Source organism: Diaphorobacter sp. HDW4A, assembly GCF_011305995.1.
Taxonomy (GTDB): Bacteria; Pseudomonadota; Gammaproteobacteria; order Burkholderiales; family Burkholderiaceae_C; genus Diaphorobacter_A.
The window spans coordinates 5023310-5045148 of sequence record NZ_CP049910.1; the positions used below are offsets into that span (position 1 = coordinate 5023310).

Annotated in this window: 19 protein-coding genes; 13 read left to right on the forward strand and 6 right to left on the reverse strand. The window is 62.0% G+C overall.

Annotated features, from left to right (window positions below):
* Positions 1-41 precede the first annotated feature (41 nt).
* The 5 genes from G7047_RS23090 to G7047_RS23110 all read left to right on the forward strand — a co-directional run bounded on the left by G7047_RS23090 (position 42) and on the right by G7047_RS23110 (position 6366).
* Positions 42-2177, forward strand: coding sequence for an acetate--CoA ligase family protein (locus tag G7047_RS23090; RefSeq protein ID WP_240939227.1), 2136 nt, complete (start codon positions 42-44; stop codon positions 2175-2177).
* Between the two features lie 47 nt (positions 2178-2224).
* Entirely contained in the window at positions 2225-2977 is a 753-nt protein-coding gene (locus tag G7047_RS23095; RefSeq protein WP_166310372.1) for an enoyl-CoA hydratase/isomerase family protein, read from the forward strand.
* A 48-nt stretch (positions 2978-3025) separates the two neighbouring features.
* A complete protein-coding gene (locus G7047_RS23100; RefSeq protein WP_166310374.1) occupies positions 3026-3577 on the forward strand; it encodes a cysteine dioxygenase in 552 nt (183 codons plus the stop codon).
* An 85-nt stretch (positions 3578-3662) separates the two neighbouring features.
* Positions 3663-4661 (forward strand): tripartite tricarboxylate transporter substrate binding protein, encoded by a 999-nt coding sequence (locus tag G7047_RS23105; protein ID WP_166310376.1) that lies wholly within the window; start codon positions 3663-3665, stop codon positions 4659-4661.
* Between the two features lie 94 nt (positions 4662-4755).
* Complete coding sequence (locus G7047_RS23110; protein WP_166310378.1) at positions 4756-6366, forward strand: acetolactate synthase large subunit; 1611 nt, start codon at positions 4756-4758, stop codon at positions 6364-6366.
* A 38-nt stretch (positions 6367-6404) separates the two neighbouring features.
* Here the strand turns inward: G7047_RS23110 and rtcA are convergent, their stop codons facing one another.
* From rtcA to G7047_RS23135, 5 genes are all read right to left on the reverse strand, one after another.
* Complete coding sequence (gene rtcA / locus G7047_RS23115; RefSeq protein ID WP_166310380.1) at positions 6405-7466, reverse strand: RNA 3'-terminal phosphate cyclase; 1062 nt, start codon at positions 7464-7466, stop codon at positions 6405-6407.
* Between the two features lie 36 nt (positions 7467-7502).
* Positions 7503-8336, reverse strand: coding sequence for a zinc-ribbon domain containing protein (locus G7047_RS23120; RefSeq protein ID WP_166310382.1), 834 nt, complete (start codon positions 8334-8336; stop codon positions 7503-7505).
* Positions 8333-9199: a nucleotidyltransferase domain-containing protein gene (locus tag G7047_RS23125; RefSeq protein WP_166310384.1), complete on the reverse strand. Its 867-nt coding sequence runs from the start codon at positions 9197-9199 to the stop codon at positions 8333-8335. The genes G7047_RS23120 and G7047_RS23125 overlap by 4 nt, the downstream gene beginning before the upstream one ends.
* A 57-nt stretch (positions 9200-9256) precedes the next feature.
* Positions 9257-10489, reverse strand: coding sequence for an RtcB family protein (locus G7047_RS23130; protein ID WP_166310386.1), 1233 nt, complete (start codon positions 10487-10489; stop codon positions 9257-9259).
* Positions 10490-11577: 1088 nt separating this feature from the next.
* Positions 11578-13155 carry a TROVE domain-containing protein gene (locus G7047_RS23135; RefSeq protein ID WP_166310388.1) on the reverse strand — a complete coding sequence of 526 codons (1578 nt, stop codon included), beginning with the start codon at positions 13153-13155 and terminating at the stop codon, positions 11578-11580.
* A gap of 203 nt (positions 13156-13358) precedes the next feature.
* Between G7047_RS23135 and rtcR the strand changes: the two genes are divergently transcribed.
* The 8 genes from rtcR to yddG all read left to right on the forward strand — a co-directional run bounded on the left by rtcR (position 13359) and on the right by yddG (position 20646).
* A complete protein-coding gene (gene rtcR / locus G7047_RS23140) occupies positions 13359-14975 on the forward strand; it encodes an RNA repair transcriptional activator RtcR (RefSeq protein ID WP_166310390.1) in 1617 nt (538 codons plus the stop codon).
* Between the two features lie 495 nt (positions 14976-15470).
* Positions 15471-16301, forward strand: a complete 831-nt coding sequence (locus G7047_RS23145) for an ABC transporter substrate-binding protein (RefSeq protein ID WP_166310392.1) — start codon at positions 15471-15473, stop codon at positions 16299-16301.
* A 125-nt stretch (positions 16302-16426) separates the two neighbouring features.
* Positions 16427-17122 (forward strand): amino acid ABC transporter permease, encoded by a 696-nt coding sequence (locus G7047_RS23150; RefSeq protein ID WP_166310394.1) that lies wholly within the window; start codon positions 16427-16429, stop codon positions 17120-17122.
* A 21-nt stretch (positions 17123-17143) separates the two neighbouring features.
* Complete coding sequence (locus G7047_RS23155) at positions 17144-17857, forward strand: amino acid ABC transporter permease (RefSeq protein ID WP_166310396.1); 714 nt, start codon at positions 17144-17146, stop codon at positions 17855-17857.
* On the forward strand, positions 17854-18600 hold the full coding sequence (locus tag G7047_RS23160; protein WP_166310398.1) for an amino acid ABC transporter ATP-binding protein: 747 nt from the start codon (positions 17854-17856) through the stop codon (positions 18598-18600). Before G7047_RS23155 ends, G7047_RS23160 begins: the two co-directional genes overlap by 4 nt.
* A 271-nt stretch (positions 18601-18871) precedes the next feature.
* Complete coding sequence (locus tag G7047_RS23165; protein ID WP_256376788.1) at positions 18872-19183, forward strand: type IV pilin protein; 312 nt, start codon at positions 18872-18874, stop codon at positions 19181-19183.
* A gap of 138 nt (positions 19184-19321) precedes the next feature.
* Entirely contained in the window at positions 19322-19726 is a 405-nt protein-coding gene (locus G7047_RS23170; RefSeq protein WP_166310402.1) for a YkgJ family cysteine cluster protein, read from the forward strand.
* A 20-nt stretch (positions 19727-19746) separates the two neighbouring features.
* Positions 19747-20646 (forward strand): aromatic amino acid DMT transporter YddG, encoded by a 900-nt coding sequence (yddG, locus tag G7047_RS23175; protein WP_166310404.1) that lies wholly within the window; start codon positions 19747-19749, stop codon positions 20644-20646.
* Here the strand turns inward: yddG and G7047_RS23180 are convergent.
* Positions 20643-21818: a serine hydrolase gene (locus G7047_RS23180; protein ID WP_205904664.1), complete on the reverse strand. Its 1176-nt coding sequence runs from the start codon at positions 21816-21818 to the stop codon at positions 20643-20645. The genes yddG and G7047_RS23180 overlap by 4 nt on opposite strands.
* Positions 21819-21839: the final 21 nt, after the last annotated feature.

Consider the following 21839-nt stretch of genomic DNA (forward strand, 5'->3'; position numbering starts at 1 on the left):
GGACCCTTCCGACCCAACCAAAACGACAAGGAGACCGCAGCGTGTCGGCAGCGATGAAAGAGAACGTGCAGCAACCACGAGTCCCCAGTGCATCGGCATCGGTGAGCCGCTTTCTGAACCCCGCATCCATCGCGCTCGTCGGGGCGTCGGAGGATCAATCCAAGTTCGGCGGGCGACTGTTTCGCATGCTGCTCAAGCACCGCTATGCGGGCCAGGTGCTGCCCATCAATCCGGCGCGTGATGAGCTGTTTGGCCTCAAGGCCTATGCCTCGCTCGACCAGCTCGACGCGGGTCCCGACCTCGTCGTGTTCACCGTTCCCGCCGACAAGGTGGTCGAACAAATCGAGCAGGCCGGACGCCTTGGCACACGCGCCGCGCTGGTGATCTCGGCAGGGTTTTCGGATGTGGGCGAGCAGGGGCTTGCGCGCGAGCATCAACTGCTGGAGATCGGCGCGCGCCACGGCATGCGCGTGATGGGCCCCAACTGTCTTGGCGTGATCAGCGCAGCCCACCAGCTCGTGCTGTGCTCGTCACCGATTCTCGAAATCGACCACCTTCCCTCGCAGCCCATTGGCTTCGTGAGCCAGAGTGGTGCGCTCATGACCACCTATTTCGACCGCGCATGGGCCATGGGCGGCGGCTTCACGCATGGGTTCTCGGTGGGCAATCAGGCGGATCTGGAGCTCTGCGACTTCGTCGATTTTCTGATCGACGATCCGGCCACGCGCGTGATCTGCACCTATATCGAAGGTGTGAAAAACGCGGCACGCTTTCGCGCCACTGCAAGCCGCGCGGTGGCCGCTGGCAAGCCATGGCTCGCGGTGAAGGCCGGGCGCTCGAGTGCGGGCAGCGCGGCGGCGTTCTCGCACACGGCCAGCGTAGCGGGCGATCACGCGGTGTTCGAGGCCGTGTGTCGCGAGGAAGGCGTAACGCTGCTCGACGACATGGGCGCAATGCTGCTGCTGGCCAACTCCATGTGGCGCGACAGCACGCGCGCGGTGCGCAAGGTGGCCATCGTCACGCCCTCGGGCGGCGGCGGCGCACTCGGTGCGGATGCGCTGGCCGATCAGGGCGTGGCGCTCTCACAATTTTCCGATGCCACGCGCACTGCGCTCGCGCAGCACTACCCCAAGGGACAGGCCGACAACCCGGTCGATCTGGGCGCGCGCAGCACGCAGGACCCGAAGGTGGTGGCCGAAGCCACACTCGCCGCGATGGATGCCGACGCGGACACCGACGTGGTGCTGGTCACGTCGTCGATGTGCCCGCAGGAATGGGTCGATGGCCTCGTGGAGGTCAGCACGCGCGCTGATGCTACGGCCAACTCCAAACCGGTGATCTATGTGTTCGAGGCCGGAGCGACCTCGCAGGGCATGCGCGACAAGCTCGCCGCGCGCGGGTTTGCGTTCTCGTCCTCCAGCCTTGAAGCGGCGCGCGCGATTGCAGGCTGGAAACGCCGCAGCGACTGGCAGCCGCGCCACACGGCAGAGCGGCCCGTGCAGTGCGGGCCGCTTGACAACTGGCCGCGGGGCACGTTGGACGAAGCGCGCAGCAAGGCGCTGCTCGCGCAATACGGCCTGCCGGTGAACGCGGGTCAGCTCGCCACATCGGCAAAAGATGCCGCGAACGCAGCTACCGCGATGGGCTTTCCAGTCGTGATGAAGATCGTCTCGCCCGACATCGTGCACAAGACCGAGGCGGGCGGCGTGGCGCTCAATATCCGCAGCGTCGGCGAGGCCGCAAGCACCTACGAACGCCTGATCACCAACGCGCGCGTCTACAAGGCCGATGCGCGCGTGGAGGGCCTGCTGGTGCAGGCTATGGCGCAGGGCGAGGTGGAGCTGCTGATCGGCGCGCGCTCCGATCCGCAGTTCGGCCCGGTGGTGGTGTTCGGCGCGGGCGGCGTGCTGGTTGAGCTGCTGGCCGACCGCGTGGTGGCCTCGGCCCCGCTTGCTGCGCAGGATGTGAGTGCGGCGCTCGATACACTGCCCATTGGCCATCTGCTGAACGGCTACCGGGGCCGAACGCTCGACCGCGACGGCGTGATCGGCGCCATCGTGCGCGTGGGCTGGCTCGCGCACGATCTGCGCGATACGGATTTCGAACTCGACATCAACCCGCTGATGGTTTCGCGCGAGCGCTGCATCGCGGTCGATGCACGGCTGCAAATCCGTTGAAGACAGTGCTTTTCACCAACCATTAAAACCGAAGGAGACCACTCACCATGTCGCAATACGAATCCCTGTTGGTAGAGGATAAGGGCGATGGCGTCACGCTGTTGACCATCAACCGGCCGCACAAGCGCAACGCGCTCAACGCGACCGTGGTGCGCGAGCTGCAGGATGCGTTCATCCGCTTCGACGAAGACAAGAGCACGCGCGTGGCGGTGCTCACCAGTGCGAGCGACGAGGCGTTCTCGGCCGGTGCCGACCTGCACGAGTTCCCCGAACTCTGGCGCTGCATTCCCACCGTGGGCTTCCAGACCGACAAGCCCATCATTGGCGCGGTGAGCGGCTGGTGCGTAGGCGGCGCGCTGGTGCTCGCGATGATGACCGATCTGCTCGTCGCATCCGAGTCCTCCAAGTTCTACTACCCCGAGGCCAAGGTGGGCTTCACCGGCGGCATCATTTCGGGCCTCGCCGCGCGCATTCCGCACCATGTGGCGATGGAGGTGATCCTGCTGTGCCGCACGCTGGAGGCGCGCCGCGCGTTCGACATCGGCTTCGTCAACGAGATCACGCCCGTGGGCGAGCAGGTGGATGCAGCGCTCAAGATGGCGCACGAGCTCGCGAAGATGTCGCCCATGGTGCTGGCCACGCTCAAGCGCTTCGTCAACGAAGAGGTGCTGAGCAAGGGCCCGTCGGAGCAGATGGCGCGCACCATGCGCCAGCTGAAGATGATCGAGGAGAGCGCCGACTACCGCGAGGGTATGGCTGCTTTCAAGGAAAAGCGCCAGCCGGTATACACGGGGAATTGAGCCCCGCTTTCATACATTTCATTTAGTCCACGAGGAATTTCAGACTCCATGCATAAGCGTTTCGAAGATTTCATCGCTGCCATGACGCGGCTCACCAACGAGGCCGCCCACAACGAGCCCCGCATTCTGGACGAAGGCGCTAAGCTGCTGGGCGATTTGGTCAGGCACGATGACTGGCTGGATGCGCGCCACGCCGTGCCGCATCCACAGTTCTATCAGCAGTTTCTGCTGCACCGCGCGCCTGATGACAGCTTCAGCGTGGTGAGCTTTGTCTGGGGCCCGGGCCAGAAAACGCCCATCCACGACCACACCGTCTGGGGCCTGATCGGCATGCTGCGCAATGCCGAGGTGTCGCAGTCCTTCGACCGAGACGAGAACACCGGCACGCTCACCGCCACCGAACAGGTGCGGCTCGAACCCGGCACGGTGGAGGCCGTGTCGCCCACCATCGGCGATGTGCACCAAGTGATCAACGCGTTCGATGACCGCGTGTCGATCAGCATCCACGTGTACGGCGCGGACATCGGCAAGGTGCGCCGCCATGTGTTCGATCCGGCCACCGGCGCAGCCAAGGAATTTGTCTCCGGCTACGCCAACTGACGCAGCGAAAAGCGCGCGAGGCGAGTCAAGCCGAACATGTCGGGAAGAAATTTCGCAAGTCACACAACAACCAAGGAGACTGTCCATGAGGAGATGTGCAAGACGTGGTGTTTTTTCTGCAGCCCTGATGCTCGCGCTGCCGTGGCTCGCTGTTGCGTCCGCCCCGGCGCACGCGGCCGACGACTACCCGAATCGCCCGCTCAAGATGATCGTGCCCTACCCCGCAGGCGGCACGGCCGATCTCATGGCGCGCAACTTCTGCGAGTTTCTGGGCCGCGAGCTCGGCCAGCCCATCGTCGTGGAAAACAAACCCGGTGCGGCCGGTCAGCTAGGCACCTCGCTCACGGCCAAGGCCGCGCCCGATGGCTACACGCTCGGTGAATCCAACGCGGGCACCTTCGAGGTCTCGCCGCATCTCTACAAATCGCTGCCCTACAACCTGCAGAACGACTTCGAGCAGATCGCGGTGATGGGCCGCATGGGCGTGGTCTACGGCGTGAGCGCGGAGTCGTCGATCAAGTCGCTCGACGACCTGGTCCGCGAGGCCAAGAAGAACCCCGGCAAGCTCTCGTTCGCGACGCCGGGCGTGGGCTCGTCCAACCACCTCTCGGGCGCGCTGCTCGCATCCACCGCAGGCATCGACTGGATGCACGTCCCGTTCAAGGGCGTGGCCGAATTTCTACCAGCCGTGCTCGGCGGACAGGTCACCGCATTGGTGGACCAGTACCCGTCGATGATGAAGCAGCTCGAAGGCGGAAAGATCCGCGGCATCGCGGTCAGCACGGCCGAACGCATTCCGTCGTCGCCCAACGTGCCCACGTTCAAGGAAAGCGGCTATCCCGATCTGGTGTTCTACAGCTGGTTCGGCCTGATGGTGCCCAAGGGGGTGCCCGCGCCCATCGTCGACAAACTCACCAACGCGAGCCGCAAGATCATCCACAATCCCGACTACCGCACCAAGGTAGCGGCGCTCGGTGCCGAGCCCAGCGACGTGATGCGCACCGACATGGTCAAGCTCATACAGACCAACAGCCAGGTCTGGAAGAAAGTCATCGACGACAACAAGATCGTGGTCGACAAATGACTCGCGTGGGGACTCACACGCCCCCCGCCTGCGGCATCATCGACATCGACACGCCACCTACTTACAACGCTTCACGCGAAGCCGGATACGCACCATGGACAACGCCAACTCCCCCACCTCCAACCACCCCACGCAGAACGGCGCCGACGTGCTGGTGGACACGCTGCTCGCCAATCAGATCGACGTCTGCTTCGCCAACCCCGGCACGTCGGAGATGCACTTCGTCGCCGCGCTCGACCGCAAGCCGCAGATGCGCTGCATCCTCGGCCTGTTCGAAGGCGTGGTCACCGGCGCGGCCGACGGCTACGCGCGCATGGCCGAAAAGCCTGCATGCACGTTGCTGCACACGGGCCCCGGCTTGGCGAACGCACTTGCCAACATGCACAACGCGCGCCGCGCGAACACGCCGATGGTGAACATCGTTGGCGACCACGCGAGCTATCACCTGCACTACGACGCAGCCCTCACCAGCGACATCGAATCGCTTGCACGCCCCATGTCCAAATGGGTGGGACGCGTGCGCCACGCGGGCGAGGTCGCGCAGCAGGCAGCCGAGGCGATTCACCAGTCCACCACGCTCGGCGGCGGTGTGACCACGCTGATTCTTCCGGCCGACGCGGCGTGGTCAGAGACCTCGGTGTCCACCGTGCTGGCCAAACCCGCCGAAGCCCTGCAGCTCGACGATGCCGCGCTGCGCCAGAGCGTGCGCGCGCTGGCATCCAAGGAAGACGGCAAGACTCTCATCATGCTTTCGGGCCGCGCGCTGCGTGAAGACGCGCTTGCCATCGCACAGAGCATCGCCGAGCGCACTGGCGCACACCTGCTCGCCCAGCAATCGAACGCCCGCACCCAGCGCGGCCGGGGTCGCGTTGCCATCGAACGCGTGCCCTACAACGTGGACGCTGCACTCAAGCTGCTCGCACCGTATCAACGCGTCATCTGCATCGGCGCAAAGGCCCCCGTGGCCTTCTTCGCCTATCCCGGCAAGCCCGGCTCCATGCTGCCCGCGAACTGCGAAGTCATCACACTGAGCCCGCTCGGCGGCGATGCGCTGCAGGCACTCCAGCACCTGGCCGAAGCCGTAGGCGCGAACGGCAAACCGCAATCGCTCATCGCCCAGCCGCATCTCGAAGCCAGCGAGCAACTGAGCTGGAGCACGGCCACGCCGATCAACCCGCTCACCTTCGCTCAGGCCATGGCCGAGCTGATCCCCGAGAACGCCATCGTCTGCGACGAATCGGTCAGCTCGGGCCGCGACTTCTTCCGCCACACCATGCAGGCCGCGCCGCACGACTACCTGCAGATCACTGGCGGCGCCATCGGCAACGGCATCCCCTTGGCCACCGGCGCGGCCGTCGCCTGTCCCGACCGCAAGGTCGTGCTGATGCAGGCCGACGGCAGCGCGATGTACACGCTGCAAGGCTTGTGGACGCAGGCGCGCGAGCAGCTCGACGTGCTCAACATCATCCTTTCCAACCGCACCTACGCCATCCTCAAGGGCGAGTTCAAGAGTGTAGGCGCAGGCACCCCCGGCAAGAACGCCCGCCAAATGCTCGACCTCGACAACCCCGCCCTCGACTGGCTCGCCATCGCCAAGGGCTGCGGCATCGAATCCGTGCGCGCCACCCACATCGCCGAACTCGGCGACGCGGTGCGCGCGGCGCTCAAGCGCAAGGGGCCGTTTCTGATTGAGGCCGTTTTCTAAACCGTGGGATGCCAGCCGCCCTGGACGACTGGCTTCATTCACGTGCGCCCCACCTGAACGCGATGCGTGCGCGATTCTGCCGAAAGCTGCTGCTCTGTGATGCGCACCGGCAGGAAGCGCTGAATCACCTCGAAATTCGTCCGCGCATGCTGAGTCAGCGGGCTGCACGTGTAGCTCGCGCCGCGTCCGGTCCGCCACACGGCCAACGCGAGCGGCAATACCCACTGATCGCCAAGATAGGGGCCCACCGCTGAATCGGCTGCCAGAAACTTGCGCACCTCGCCAGCCAGTGAGCGCGCCACCTGCTCCGAGCTCACGCCCTTTTCGCCAAGGCGCGTGAACACTTCGCAGACATTCTCGTACGCGAGCATGGCCATCAGTGCATTGCCGGGGCCTTCGTTCTGGCGGGCTTCGCCCTGACGCATCTGGTCTTCTTGCCAACCCAATTGCAGGCGCAGCTCTTCCAGCTCGCGCCGCGCCACCGAGCGCGGAATCGCAGCGCACAGGCATTCCGCATAGCTTTCGCGCAGCGCGCCGCGTTCCAGCAAATCGAACGGCGCGAGTGTGGCGGCAGCGGGGCTGATCTCGGCCTCGATCACACCGCCACCTGCCGGGTAGAAACCATGGCGCTTGAGTTCCAGTTGCACTGGCGCACCCAAGCGGCGCATGAGTGGCGCATAGCTCAAGTCGAGAAACTGGAACGGCGGTGCCATCGGGTTGTGCGTACCGCCCTTGATCGTGATGCGGCTTGTGCCTTCTCCAAACAGCAACGCAGGCCAGACGGTCTGCAGCACCAGCGTGCAGCTTCCCGCAGAGCCGATGACGAATTCATAGTCGCCCGATTGCAGCTTGCCCGGCGTGAACACGAGGCGCTGCGAGTTGAGCGCTGCGCCTTCCACCTGCGCGCCCGAAATCGCCGCGGCCGCGTTCACGCAGGTCAGGTGCTGGCGCATGAGACCGGGCTTCGCACGCTTGGCGCGGATGTTGTCGAGGACAAATGGCGTTCCCGTGATGACGGAAAGTGCCAGTGACGTCCGCAGGATCTGGCCGCCACCCTCTCCAGTGGAACCGTCGATTTCGATGATGGTTGTCGTTGTCATGATTGCAATTCTTCTTGTTCAAGTGCTCTTCGGTTTTCAGTCCTCTTCGGCCTTATACCTTTTTGAATAGGCGCGCAGATGGCGCTCATTGGAATTCTCCAGCTTGTAGACCACGTTCGCTGGCAATGGACGTGCGATGTGTTCCATCATCATGCACAGGTTGTGCAGGCGACGTTGATCGCTGTTCTCTGCCTCGAGCATCAAAGCACGGTGCAATGCGGCATCCGGCATGGCTCGCGCAAACTCCATAAACGGCCGCGCCGCGTTGTGGTTCATCGCAAATTGCTCCAGCACCCACGCCTCATCGTGCGGATGACGCAGAAGCGGTAGCAATGCTCGCGCTGCTGCCTCGTGCAATGGGTTGGAGTAGCCCCTGAAGGGGCGGTCCACCAATGCGCGCAAACGGGGCTCGTCTTGCGGGCGTTGCCATTGCGCGATTGCATCCACTGCAACCTTTCGCACGCTGTCATGCCGACCGTCGAGTGCGGCATTGAGTCGATTGATCTTCGCGGGATCACTCGGTTCGCTCTTCAGGCTCTTGAGCCACGCGACCTCTTCACCCAGCTTGTTGGCACCGGGATGTGATTGCATGGCCTTGAGCTGTTCAGCATGCAGCTTGCGGCAAGGACGGCAGCGCACGGCGGCGGTATAGGGATTGCCTTTGGCGATTTCATACCACCAGAGCTGCTGCTTGGCCGTCCATACTTGCTGCACTCCACAATCGATGCAGGTGAACGCCTTGTCCACGTAGCGACGGTGCGGCATTGTCGGGCTGACAACTTCACCGCGTGGATGGGGCTCAAGTGCTCGTGCTGCGCGCTTCAAACGCAGTTGCATGATTTCTTCGCGACGTTGCTTGTTGCTCTTCATGGTTCACCTTTTCTCGTCGACGATTTGGAGAAGTGCATCACAGCCTCTCGCAAATAAGTATTTGCAGCCGTTGCAGGAACCTTGTCTCCCGATGGAGCCGGTGCAAAGTTCATGGCGTCCGCAAGCTCCTTTTCGAGAAACGCCTGCACGCCAGGCCACGGCGCACTGGTTGCCGCTTCGCCCGCACGCATCTTCTTTTCAAGCAGCGCGTTGAGTTCATCCAGCAACGCCGCATCGCTCAGCAACGCCGTTGCAAGCTCCGCAAAGCGCATGGGTGGCACGGTACCGAACTCGCGCACCCAGCGAGCCGCGAGCAAGGGCCTGAGTGCGTAGAAGTACTTCTTGTACTTCACCACCTGGTCCTCGACGCGCAGATGCGTTTTCATGGTCTTCTTCGCCATAGAGAGGTAGTGGTGATACGCGCGTACCGGCGAGTAGTACAGCGCAGCGAGCGCACGCAGCTGTTCAACCCAAGCCTTATCTTCGCGATACACCACGGGCGAGCGCAGCCATTCGAGCAACACCGGGTTGGAGGCGCGCATCAATTGCAGCGCCTTGCGCAGTTCCCAGCCGCTTACGTCGAGCTCATCGCTTATCGGCAGCTCGATCACATCGCGCCGCGCGTCCGTGCGCAAGTACCAGTCGAGCCGGTGCACGTAGACAAAGCGCACGTCGTAGTCGCTGTCCGGCGATGCAAATCCCCAGCCACGACTGCCAGATTCACTGGCGAACAGCACAGTCACGTCGTGCTCGCGCTCCAGCGCGGCAAGCTGCCCGCCCACGACTCTGCGCATCTCGGCGCTTACGGGATGCGCGCTGAGAACGGACTCCTTGACATCGGTTTCAAAATTTTTGGAAAGCATCTGGCTTTCTCCTTTTCATCTCTGAAATGGAGAGAGCCGACTAACAGCTCTCTCCGTTCAACCCTTCACGCAAACCACCTGCTTGAGCGTATGCACGATCTCCACCAGGTCTTTCTGCGCCTCCATCACTGCATCGATGTCCTTGTAGGCCATCGGGATCTCGTCGATCACATCGGCATCCTTGCGGCATTCCACGCCCTCGGTCGCCTTGATCTGATCGGCCACGGTGAACATCTTCTTGGCCTTGGTGCGGCTCATCACGCGGCCCGCACCGTGGCTGCAGCTCTCGAAGCTCTCGGGGTTTCCGAGGCCGCGAACGATGTAGCTACGTGCGCCCATGCTTCCAGGGATGATCCCCATCTCACCGCGCTTGGCGCTCACCGCGCCTTTTCGCGTCACGAACACGTCTTCACCGAAGTGGTGTTCCTTCTGCACATAGTTGTGGTGGCAGTTCACCGCTTCCACGTGCGACTCGAACGGTTTGGAGATCACCTTGCGCACAGCGGCGATCAGGTTGGTCATCATCACCTCGCGGTTCTTCATCGCGAACTTCTGCGCCCAGGACACACCGCGCACGTAATCACCGAAGTACTGCGCACCTTCCTCAAAGTACGCCAGATCCTTGTCGGGCAGATTGCGCATGTTGCGTTCGGCGTCTTTCTTCGCCAGTTCGATGAAGTGGTTACCGATGGCGTTACCCACCCCACGTGAACCCGAGTGCAGCATGAACCACACGAAGTCGTTCTGATCGATGCACACTTCCACGAAGTGATTTCCCGAACCCAGCGTTCCCAGATGCTTGCGGTTGTTGGTGTTGGCAAGGCGCGGATGCAGCTCGCACAGCGCATTGAATTCATCCACCAGACCGGACCACGCCACATCCACGGGATCGGGCGGCGTATCCCACGCGCCTGGATCACGTCCACGGTTCTTGGGCGCAAAGCCATGCGGAATCGCGCGTTCGATGGCCGAGCGCAGCGGTCCCAGGTTATCGGGCAGGTCATGCGCTCGCAGCGTGGTCTTGGCGGCCATCATTCCGCAGCCGATATCCACGCCCACGGCCGCAGGAATGATCGCCTTGATCGTGGGAATCACCGAGCCGATGGTGGCGCCGATTCCCAGATGCACGTCGGGCATCGCGGCGATGTGCTTGAACACCACGGGCAGGCGCGAGGTGTTCGCGAGCTGGTTGCGCGCCTCGTCTTCCACGGGAACGCCCTTAGTCCACATCTTGATCGGCACGCCATTGGGCACCTGTGCCACGTTGTAGTTCAGTTCGTTATCGGACATTTCTTCTTTTCCTTCTTTGTTCAATCGTACGTAATCAATGCATTTGAATGGGCTGCCCCATCGCGACAAGGGGTGGTGAAATGTTTTCGTGCTCTGACCAGACTGAGCTACGGCCTTTCGACCGGCGGGATTCGAACCCGCGACCACGAGCTTAATAGGCTGTAATTCCACCTGCATTCGCGGCAGGACATCCAAAACTGGTTCTTCAAAAACTCTCTTCTACTTTCACTTCGCATCGACTCTTCAGTCGATGCATTCATTGGTGGACACGACGGGATTCGAACCCGCATCAACAGGGCGACCAGGGTGCTTTACTCCGCTGGCCCAGTCGACGATTGGAAACGCGCGCCAGTGACAGACCCGTCATCGGAGCCAGCACCTGCATCCTCAACCTTGCTCGTCAACCGACTTGCCCGCCCCACCCGGTGTTACCCGGACTGCCGGCATGTATAACAATCATTTTTGGCAGTGGCGCTCCCTTCTGTGCCTGCATGCCCGTATTTCCGTAATCTTTGGCCAAGGGATTGAACGCCCCAGGGCGATAAGTGATGGTGAAATTTTTCGTGCTCTTTCCAGTTGAGCTACAACTTGCGTTGGCAGGACTCGAACCTGCATCACGAGCACCCAAAGCTGTAATTCCACCTGCATTCGCCGCAGGACCTTCAAACTTTTGCTGTCTACTTACTTCCGAGTTGTCAGTTCAGGATGACTGCCTGTCCATGACAAGGTATCGGTGAAACGTGTTCGGGCTCTACCAACTGAGCTACAGACCTCTTGCGAGGCGCTGACGGGACTCGAACCCGCGACAACGAAATTAAATGTAGTTCCACCTGCATTCATGGTCAGGCAATCAAAACGGTTCACTCCAACAAAAGGGGCGCGACAAGGGACGGCAAGACGTAGCCATGTCCGGTTTCCCGGCTGAGGAATCGAACCTCGGCATCCATCTGTAGTCCTGCCAGCATTCGCGCTTCAAACTGTGGACATCCGCCACCGGCGACGAGGATTTGATGAGACATATACAGGTTTGGAATGTAGTCTCATCAGCATTCGCCAGCGGCAGATGTTCGCTTCTACTCCTTCATCATTCACTGGGGAGCGAGCACGATCTTCTCGATCTCGCCCACCCAATGATCGGCGTTGAGCTTGCCATCGGCAAAGCTCGCCACCACATCGAAAACCGCATCGCTGAAGCCACCGACATTCAAGATGTCCTTGCGCTCCATCGCCTGCGTGGTTCCGTAGGGCTGGATGTCGATGCATACCAGCTTGGCCTGCGGATTGCGTTGCTTGACGCGTTCCCACTGCAACATGGTGTTGGTGGCACCGCGCTGCACGCCATCGACCCAGGACTCGTTATCCGAGACCATGATCACCAGATCAACCGCCGCCTTCTCGTTGGCCAGTTGTTCCAGAGGCGCGCTGCAGTTGGTTCCACCACCGCCAATCTTCGCCAGCTTCTGTGCGTTGGTCATCACCGAGTCGCGGCCGTTCAATTGCAGCTTCACCACCTTGTTCTCGAACGGCAGCACACGTGCTTCACCGTTCTTGCGCAAGACGGCCGCAGCCATCAAACCTGCCACGTCGATGCAACGCACCGCCGTTGTCGCACCAGCGCGGTAACCCGTCACAGGTGAGCTCATCGAGCCCGATACGTCGGCGCACACCACCACGTTGCCACCAAAGGTGGGTACGTTGGCGATGGCGTGCTCCATCGCATCCTGCAGTGCGCTGCGCACCGCAGCGGGCACCTTTTCGTCGCAGGCGTTGAACGCGGCCATCAACTGGTAGGGCATCGCACGGGCCTTGGCCACGGCGTTGGCATCTGCCAGCTTCTGGGCGATCAGTTGCGTCATACCTGGCACTTCAAACACGCCGTGGCGTGCAAATGTGTTCAGGTTCTGGCGCACCATCTGCCACGATCCGTTCTTCGCAATCTCCGCCCATTGCTTGTTGTACAGCGTCAGTGCGGTCAGCATCTGAAACGGTACTTCAGGCACCTCGGTCGAGATCACACCGTTCGCGTTGTCGCGCTTGAAGCGCTCGAACGCCTGGGTGATGGGCGGCAGATCGGCCTCGTTGAACGGCTTGCCGATCAACCACGCGAACCACGCGGCACGCCAGGCCTCCGTTGGCTTGGGGTGAACCATCTTCACCACGTCAGCGAGCGAAGGCGTGTTGCCTACCGATGCGTTCAGCAACTGCTTTTCAGTGGCGTTCAGTAACCAGTTCTGCACCAGCTTCTTGGGGCGTGAGCCCAGCGACTTGCGGCCCATGGCACCGGAGCGCACGATCTGCACAAAGTTGCGCAGCATCTTGCCGTTATCGATCACACGGGGAAAAACCTGTGCAAACAATTCGGTGTTCCATACCGCCAACGCTGCGGTAAGCGTGGCAGGCATGTCCTTCATATAGCCGCGTTCGCGGGCATAGACCGCCGTCTTCGCGGTGAAGGTGTTGTCCACCGACACCACGAGGTTGCCGATCTGATCGAGTTGCTCTTCGGCGCTGGCGTAGAACGTCTGGCCGAGGCAGCCCGTCACGGCCAGTTGGGCCAGCTGATGACGGGGTGTGTATGCGTAGGCTGCGGCACCTTCGTTGTTCTGTGCGTTGGTGGCTTGCAGCATTGCGCCTTGCGATGTCTTGAACAGTTGTGTGTTGACCATGATGTTTCCTTTTTGCATTCAACTTGCTGTTGTGCTCAATACATTGCAACGGGTGTGCCAACTTTGTATCGATCGAAATTCAACCGACGTACACCATTGATTTCATTGAATAAATTCTTATTTCAACGAAATTCAGCCCATTTGCACTGTTCAACGCACCGCCGAATTACTAGAATTTAATCTAGTCATTTATCCAATTTGATATGCAAAAGAAAACCGTCGCCATCGGCTTCATGGGCACCCAGCTCGATTCGGGCCTCGGCGCGGGGCGCTGGGAGAAGTGGCGGCCCACGGTGTCGCTGGTGCAGCACGAGGATCGGCTGATCGACCGCCTTGAGCTGATCTATTCGCGCAAACACACGGCGCTCGCGAACCAGCTCGTGGCCGACATTGCCAACGTCTCGCCCGAAACGGAGGTCAACCTCGTGCCGCTCGAGGTGAACGACCCATGGGATTTCGGCGAGATGTACGCGGCCATCTACGACTGGGCGCGCAACTACCGCTTCGACCCCGAGAACGAGCAGTACTGGGTGCACATCACCACCGGCACGCACGTGGCGCAGATCTGCATGTTCCTGATGGTGGAGTCGCGCCAGATTCCCGGCGTGCTGCTGCAGACCTCGCCGCCGCGCAAGCAGAAAGCAGGGGCACCCGGCGAGCTGGCGCTCATCGATCTCGACCTCTCGCGCTACGACGGGCTCGCGCAGCGCTTCACGCAGGCCAAGGAAGAGGCCATCGATTTTCTGAAGAGCGGCATCGCCACGCGCAACGCCCGCTTCAACAAGCTGATCGAGGAGATCGAGCGCGTGGCGGTGCGCTCGAAGGCGCCGATTCTCTTCACCGGGCCCACCGGCGCGGGCAAGTCGCATCTGGCGCGGCGCATGTATGAGCTCAAGAAGGCGCGCCACCAGATCGACGGCGATTTCGTCGAAGTGAACTGTGCGACGCTGCGCGGTGACGGCGCGGCCTCGACACTGTTCGGCCACAAGAAGGGCGCGTTCACCGGCGCGGCGGCCGACCGCGCGGGCCTGCTGCGCGCGGCGCACCAGGGCGTGCTGTTTCTCGACGAGATCGGCGAACTGGGCCTCGATGAGCAGGCCATGCTTTTGAAGGCGGTCGAAGAAAAGCGCTTCTTCCCGATGGGCAGCGACAAGGAGGTGTCGAGCGACTTCCAGCTCGTCGTCGGCACCAACCGCGACCTGCGCGTGGACGTGGCCGGGGGCCGCTTTCGCGAGGACCTGTTCGCGCGCATCAACCTCTGGGCCTACACGCTGCCGGGGCTCGCGCACCGGCCCGAGGACATCGAGCCCAATGTCGACCACATGCTCGCGCGCTCGTCCGCCGAGATCGGCCGCAACGTGCGCTTCAACGCCGAGGCGCGCGCGGCCTATCTGCGCTTTGCCAACTCCACAGATGCGCCATGGTCCGGCAACTTCCGCGATCTGGCCGCGAGCGTCACCCGCCTCGCCACGCTCGCCGAGGGCGGACGCATTTCGGTCGAACAGGTGCAGGCCGAGATCAGCCGGCTGCAGTGGCTTTGGCAGCACGCCGATGGCGATTTACCCGCCACCAGTGCGTCGCACGACTCGGTCGATCTGACCGACATGCTGACCGAAGCGCAACTCGCCGCGCTCGACTACTTTGACCGGCTGCAGCTGCAGTCCGTCATCCACATCTGCCGCCAGTCGCGCACCCTGTCCGAGGCAGGACGCAGGCTGTTCGACAAGTCGCGCGAACTCAAGGCCGTGGCGAACGACGCGGATCGGCTGCGCAAATATCTGCACAAGTTCGGGCTGAACTGGGACGCGGTCACCGGGTAGGCCACAACTGTGCGCAAACCCAGTATGCAGCGAACAAATCAACAGCTTTTTCCACAGCTTTGCCAATTTTGCCCACAGTGAATTCACAAATCGTAAATTTCATATTTTCTTTTCATATCAATACATTGCATTCACTTTCTGCGTGATGGATGCCTGAAATGAACAGGGAAATTTCGAAGCTACAGGGTTGTGCATAACTATGTGGGAATTGGTTTTTGCAGATCTGTCCACATGGGGGTGGAATCCGGTTTGGAACGGGGTTCTGATCACCACAGAGAGGGACACCTCGGGATAAGCATGTAGATAAGCATGTGCATAACCAGTGCTTACCCGGTGCGCTCAGAGGCGTGAGCGCATCTGAGCGAAATATTCCACCAGCTGGTGAAAATCCGTGGGTTTGCGAGCGGCTGCTCCGTCGGATTCACTGGTAGAGTGCCAAATTCATCGATTCAGATACAGATATCAAACAACAGGCACCCCAAGGAGAGAAACGTCATGAAATTCCGTTTGCTGGCTGCGGCCACCCTTGCCACCGTCACCCTGCTGGGTGGCGTGGCCCACGCCGATCAACTGGAAGACATCAAGAAGAAGGGCGAGCTGGTCGTCGGCGTGCTGGGCACGGACGAGCCACTGAGCTTCATCGATGCCAAGACGCGCGAGCTGGTGGGCTACGACGTGGACCTCGGGCGTGCCGTCGCGCAGAAGCTGGGCGTCAAGCCGGTCTTCAAGCAGATCACGCTGGCTGCGCGCATCCCCGAGCTGCAGCAGGGCCACATCGACCTGCTGGCCGCATCGCTCACGCACAACAAGGAGCGCGAGGCGCAGATCGACTTCTCGCTGACTACGTTCATCACCGGCCAGAAGGTGATGACCAAGGCCAACAGCCCGATCAAGGACGTGCCGGAACTCGCGGGCAAGCGCGTGGCCACCGCCAAGGGCAGTTCGATGGAAGTGAACATGAAGAAGGCCGTGCCCACGGCCACCATCATCTCGTTCGACACCTCGCCGCAAGCACTGGTCGCCATGCAGCAGGGCAAGGCCGTGGCTTTCGTGAATGACGAGATGAGCCTGGTGCGCGCCATGGTGCAGCTGGGTGACCAGCGCAAGGACTACAAGCTACTGCCCACCATCATCAGCGTGGAGCCGCTGGCGCTCGGCATCAAGAAGGGCGAGGCCGGCTTCAAAAAGGTGGTGGACGACACCCTGCGCGAGATGGAAGCCAACGGCAAGGCCGAAGGTCTGTACGAACAATGGTTCGGCCAGAAGAGCAGCCTGAAGATGGACAAGCGCGCGTTCAAGTTCGAGACCGACAAGGTCGCCGAGTAAGCGCCTGATGTGATGCTGCTCCCGGGGCTTCGCTCATTCGATGCAAGGCCCGCGCACGAGGCGCTCTCAGGTAGAGCGCCTTGTGCTTTCTTGCGTCGTGATCGCACGGCGGCGGACATGAATTTATGACGACTTTCGACCCGCAGATGCTGATCTCGGGCCAGTACCACGACATGCTCGTGGCCGGGCTCAAGATGTCGCTGCAATATCTTTTCTGGGCTTTCTGGATAGCGCTGCCGTTGGGCCTCGTGATCGCGCTGTTTCGCCTGTCGCCCTACAGGCCGCTGCGTTGGATCGGCGCGACCTATGTGGAGGTGGTGCGCAGCATCCCCCTGCTCGCGCACATGCTGTTCTGGTATTTCGGCGTGCCCGAAATGCTGCCCGCGCCCATCAAGGACATGCTCTACGAAGGCCCGGTGGAGAGCATCTGCGCGGTCATGGCGCTGGGCGTCTACACGGCGGCCTACATGGCGGAGGACATCCGCAGCGGCATCCGCGCCGTGCCCGGCGTGCAGATGGAGGCCGCGCGCGCGCTCGGCCTCGGCTACATGCGCACCATGCGGCTCGTGATCCTGCCGCAGGCCTTCCGGCTCACGGTGCCGCCGCTGATCTCGCAGACGCTGAACATGTGGAAGGGCACATCGATCGCCACTGTGATCGGTGCGGCGGAAATGATGTACCAGGCCGGCCAGGTGGAGAGCCAGTCGTTCCGCAGCTTCGAGGCGTTTGCATTCGCCAGCGTCTCCTACCTCGTGGTGTCGCTCGTCATCACCGGCGTCGCCGCCTGGTTCCAGCACCGCTATCCGGTGCGCACCATGTGACCTGACAAGAAGAACAAGAACATGCTGGAACTCATTCAAGAATACTGGTTGTACTTCCTCGTCGGGCAGTACCCCAAGGGGCCGCTCGGCGGCCTCGCGCTCACGATCATTCTCGCCTCCCTCGGCCTGATCCTGTCGATGCCGCTCGGCCTCGTCTTCGGGCTGATGCGTGTGTCGCCCAAGCGCTGGCTGCGCGTGCCGGTCACCTGCTTCATCTACATTGTGCGCGGCATGCCGCTCCTGATGGTGGTGTTCTGGGCCTACTTCTTCCTGCCCAGCGTGACGGGGGTGAAGACCGACCAGTTCTGGACCATGCTGATCGCGCTCGTCGTGTTCGATGCGGCGTATCTCGCCGAGATCGTGCGCGCCGGCATCCTCGGCCTGCCCAAGGGCCAGATGGAATGCGCACGCTCGCTCGGCCTGCCCTACATGAAGGCAATGCGTTCGGTGATCCTGCCGCAGGCGCTGCGCAATTCGCTTCCCTCGCTGGTCAATCAGTTCATCTCGACGATCAAGGAAACCTCGCTCGGCTACATCATCGGCCTCGCGGAGGTGACCTTCATCGCCACGCAGATCAACAGCCTCGTCTTCACCAAACCCGCCCAAGTGTTCGGCATTCTGGGGCTCACTTACTTCGTGCTGTGCTTCGGCCTGTCGCGACTGGCATTCTGGATAGAGCGACGACTCGAGCGCAAAGGCCTCGGCAATCGTCCGCAAGCAAAGGTAGCAGCATGATCGAGCTGAAAAACGTGAACAAGTGGTATGGCGAATACCACGCACTGGTGGATGTGAACGAGACCATCGCCACCGGCGAAGTCGTCGTGGTCTGCGGCCCCTCGGGCTCGGGCAAGTCCACGCTGATCCGCACCATCAACCGGCTCGAAGAGATCCAGGGCGGCAGCATTTTGCTTGACGCTCAGGACGTGCACGACCCCAAGCTCGACGTGAACGTGCTGCGCGCGGGCATCGGCTTCGTGTTCCAGCAGTTCAACCTGTTTCCGCACCTCACCGTGCTCGAGAACTGCACGCTCGCCGCAGTGCAACTGGGCAAACTCAGCGCTGCCGAGGCCAAGGACCGCGCGATGACTCTGCTGGAGCGCGTGGGCCTCGCGCACAAAGCCAGCGCCATCCCGAACCAGCTCTCCGGTGGCCAGCAGCAGCGCGTGGCCATCGCCCGCGCGCTCACGCTCAAGCCCCCGATCATGCTGCTTGACGAGCCCACCAGCGCGCTCGACCCCGAAATGGTCGGCGAGGTGCTGCTGGTGATGCGTGACCTCGCCAAGGACGGCATGACCATGGTCTGCGTGACCCACGAAATGGGCTTCGCCCGCGAAGTGGCCGACCGCGTGATCTTCATGGACCAAGGCGCAGTGCTCGAACGCGCCACGCCGCAAGACTTCTTCAACCACCCGCAGCACCCGCGCACGCAGAAGTTTCTGGCGGATATCCGGTCGCCTTTCGAGAAAATCGCGGGCTAGCCAAGAATCTCCAACGCGTGTTGACGCCAGGGCACTGCACCCCTCAGAGGGTGGAGTGCTTTTTTCATGCCACATCCCCCCTGCATCGACTGTGGATAACTCTGTTCAAAAGCCCTGATCAGATTGTGCAAAACGCGGGGATATTTCACCTGCAGAGCCACTGCATGCCAGCCCGGAGCCTTAAAGCAGGAGGTGCGTACATGTCAAAGCCGCTCATTTCTGCAACGTACTGACAGCCGCCTCATTCATTGGTATCAGTCAATCAATCAACATGCCAATCCGTTCACGCCGCACCGAAGGCATGGCACTGCTGAGCGATGCAGCGGCCAAGCAAGAACGATGGCGTGCGCAGAATGGAAGCTACGCCACCATTGTTTCTGACTTGCGACGGGGATATGGCGACCTTTCTGAACACGGGTACTGCAAATTGACAGTCACCGCCGACAATGGCTATACGCTGACCGCTTCGCGCAATGGACCGCAGGCCAATGACAAAAAATGCGGCAACTACACGCTCAATGCGCTGGGCACCAAGGGCATGGCCGATGGCACGCCCGGTACACTGAAGGACTGCTGGCGCTGAGTTTGATTTGAACAGTCAGTCAACGCATTCGCCGGTGAGTGAGCAAACCTCATGATGGCCGCGCCCCCTCCAGGCGCCTTGTAGACAACTTCTCTACAATTTCGCCCTTCAAGCCAGCGCCGCCATATCCACACCATCATGAAATCCCCCATCGCCATCGTAGACGTAGACCGCGTCGAAACCTGGCAACGTTACCGCGCCGGCATGTGCGACACCTGTGCTGCCAACTGCTGCACCATGCCGCTGGAAGTGCAGCTCTCCGACCTCGTGCGCCTTGGGGTCGTCGACGCGTTCGAGGTCGAGAATGTCGACGTCAAACTGATCGCCAAGCGCCTGTTGAAAATGAAGGTCATCGACCACTTCAACCACAAGAACGCCCTCTTCACCATGGGTCGCCGCGCCAGTGGGGATTGCAATTTTCTGGACGAGAAGACACGCCGCTGCACGGTGTATGAAACCCGGCCCGAGACCTGCCGCCTGCATCCGCAGAAGAAAAGCCCCAAGCCCGGTTTCTGCGCGTACGGTGCGCGGCGGCCCCGCTGATTCAGCATAGACAAAGATCCATGTCCGCGCCCTCCTCCCGCGCCACGCTGATCGGCCTTGCCGCGATCCTGTGCTGGTCGACCTCGGTGGGCCTGTTTCGCAGCGTGGCCGAGCACCTGGGTCCGGTCGGCGGCGCGGCCAATGTGTTCTCGCTGAGTGCGCTGCTCGTCAGCCTGCGCTTCGGTCTGCCGCAATGGGCGCAACTGCGCGCCTGGAGCCCTGTCTACGTGTGGGGATGCGGGCTGATCTTCGTGGCCTACGAGATCGGGCTGGCGCTGTCCATCGGCTTTGCGAGCAACCGCACGCAAACGCTTGAGCTCGGCATGATCAACTACCTCTGGCCCAGCCTCACCGTGGTGCTGGCGACCGCGCTAGGTCTGCAGCGCTTTCGCTGGGGACTGGTTCCGGGCGTACTACTCGCGATGCTTGGCATCGTCATGGTGCTGCAGGGCGATGGCCGGTTTTCCATCGCGGGCCTGTGGGCCAATGTGCTGAGCAATCCGCTGGCCTATGGTCTGGCACTGGCCGCCGCGCTGCTCTGGCCCTGCTATTCGGTGCTGGCGCGCTTGTATGGGCGAGGGGCAAACGCCCTGTCACTGTTTCTCTGGGCCGTAGCTCTGTGCCTGTGGGTGCACTACGCGTTCAGCGATGAGCCAGCGATGCATTTCACCGTGCCCGCGCTGCTGCAGCTCGCGGCGCTCGGCGGACTCACCGCGCTGGGCTATAGCTGCTGGGACTATGGCATCCGCCACGGCGATCTCACCGTGATGGCCGTGGGCTCGTATTTCACACCCGTGCTCTCGGCCCTCGTGGGAACCGTGTGGCTGAGCGTCACTCCCTCATGGAGCTTCTGGAAGGGCGTGGCGCTGGTCACGCTCGGGTCGTTGATCTGCTGGTACAGCACGCGGGCGCGCGCTTAGAACGACTCCACCGAAGCCGCGATGAAGGCCACGATCTCGCGTTCATAGGCCGGCATTTCCGGCGCGGGCGCGGAACTCCAGAGCACGACCACCACATCCGCGTCGCGATCAATATAGAGATACTGACCGAACACGCCGATGGCCGAGAACGCGCGCGCACCGTGTCCCGCCATGGCCTGTTCGCCCTGAGGAAACAACCACCACTGGTGGTGGTAGCTCAACGCGTGCGGGCCTGCATAGGGCTTCACGTCGCGCAGCGGCGATACGGCGGGCAAGCGGACGATGTCATCGACCCAGCCCACGGGCAGCACCTGCCCGTCGCCGATCTTTCCACCGTTCGCGATGAATCGGCCAAAGCGGCCATAGTCGCGCAGCACGGCGCCGAAGCCGCTGCTCGCGATCTCCAGGCCTCCCTCACTGTCGAGTTGCCAGAACGCGTTCTGCTCCATGCCCATGGGCTGCCAGATCTTCTGCGACAGATAAGTAGCGACGGGCATACCGGTGGCGGCGCGCACGATCTCGGCCTGCAGAAAGGATTCGCCCGTGCTGTAGTTGAACACCGTGCCAGGCGCATGCAGACGCGGCAGTGCGGCCAGCACTTTGAGGATGCCGCCGTGCTCAAGGGCGAGCTGCGCGGAGAACATCGCCCGGCGGTCGGACTGCGGGTTGCGGTAGGTCTCATCCCAGCGCACGCCCGAGGTCATATTGAGCACCTGCTCCACCGTCACTCCGTCGTAGCCCGATCCGATCAGCTGCGGCACGTAATGCGTCACGGGGTCCAGCGGGCTGCGGATCGCACCGTCGTGCAGCGCAGCAGCCACCAGCGTCGAAGAGATCGACTTGGCGACCGAGAACGAGGTCCAGCGCGTGCGCTGGCTGTTGCCTTGCGCGTATTTCTCGAGCGCGATGCGGTCGCCCTTGAGCACCAGCAGGCCGGTGATGTCGTTGCGCTGCATGAAGCGATCTACGTCGCAGTGCTCATCATCGATGGTGTAGCGCGGCGCGATCTCCGGGCCGCTCGTCAACGGATGAACAGGGCCGCTACCATGCGGCACGTTGCGCGTGGGATAGAGCAGATCCATGTGGCGGAAGGTGGGCGTCTGCACACTGGAGTCGAGCTCGTACAGGTCTTCGGGGCGGCCCAATGCGGGTGCGTGATCGATGTGATTCATGATGAGAAATGGAGCAAAGAG

Excerpts from the sequence above, each read along its gene's own strand:
- G7047_RS23095 (WP_166310372.1), top strand. The coding sequence starts at position 2,225 with ATGTCGCAATACGAATCCCTGTTGGTAGAGGATAAGGGCGATGGCGTC.
- G7047_RS23100 (WP_166310374.1), top strand. The coding sequence starts at position 3,026 with ATGCATAAGCGTTTCGAAGATTTCATCGCTGCCATGACGCGGCTCACC.
- G7047_RS23105 (WP_166310376.1), top strand. The coding sequence starts at position 3,663 with ATGAGGAGATGTGCAAGACGTGGTGTTTTTTCTGCAGCCCTGATGCTC.
- G7047_RS23110 (WP_166310378.1), top strand. The coding sequence starts at position 4,756 with ATGGACAACGCCAACTCCCCCACCTCCAACCACCCCACGCAGAACGGC.
- rtcA (WP_166310380.1), bottom strand. The coding sequence starts at position 7,466 with ATGACAACGACAACCATCATCGAAATCGACGGTTCCACTGGAGAGGGT.
- G7047_RS23120 (WP_166310382.1), bottom strand. The coding sequence starts at position 8,336 with ATGAAGAGCAACAAGCAACGTCGCGAAGAAATCATGCAACTGCGTTTG.
- G7047_RS23125 (WP_166310384.1), bottom strand. The coding sequence starts at position 9,199 with ATGCTTTCCAAAAATTTTGAAACCGATGTCAAGGAGTCCGTTCTCAGC.
- G7047_RS23130 (WP_166310386.1), bottom strand. The coding sequence starts at position 10,489 with ATGTCCGATAACGAACTGAACTACAACGTGGCACAGGTGCCCAATGGC.
- G7047_RS23135 (WP_166310388.1), bottom strand. The coding sequence starts at position 13,155 with ATGGTCAACACACAACTGTTCAAGACATCGCAAGGCGCAATGCTGCAA.
- rtcR (WP_166310390.1), top strand. The coding sequence starts at position 13,359 with ATGCAAAAGAAAACCGTCGCCATCGGCTTCATGGGCACCCAGCTCGAT.
- G7047_RS23145 (WP_166310392.1), top strand. The coding sequence starts at position 15,471 with ATGAAATTCCGTTTGCTGGCTGCGGCCACCCTTGCCACCGTCACCCTG.
- G7047_RS23150 (WP_166310394.1), top strand. The coding sequence starts at position 16,427 with ATGACGACTTTCGACCCGCAGATGCTGATCTCGGGCCAGTACCACGAC.
- G7047_RS23155 (WP_166310396.1), top strand. The coding sequence starts at position 17,144 with ATGCTGGAACTCATTCAAGAATACTGGTTGTACTTCCTCGTCGGGCAG.
- G7047_RS23160 (WP_166310398.1), top strand. The coding sequence starts at position 17,854 with ATGATCGAGCTGAAAAACGTGAACAAGTGGTATGGCGAATACCACGCA.
- G7047_RS23165 (WP_256376788.1), top strand. The coding sequence starts at position 18,872 with ATGCCAATCCGTTCACGCCGCACCGAAGGCATGGCACTGCTGAGCGAT.
- G7047_RS23170 (WP_166310402.1), top strand. The coding sequence starts at position 19,322 with ATGAAATCCCCCATCGCCATCGTAGACGTAGACCGCGTCGAAACCTGG.
- yddG (WP_166310404.1), top strand. The coding sequence starts at position 19,747 with ATGTCCGCGCCCTCCTCCCGCGCCACGCTGATCGGCCTTGCCGCGATC.
- G7047_RS23180 (WP_205904664.1), bottom strand. The coding sequence starts at position 21,818 with ATGAATCACATCGATCACGCACCCGCATTGGGCCGCCCCGAAGACCTG.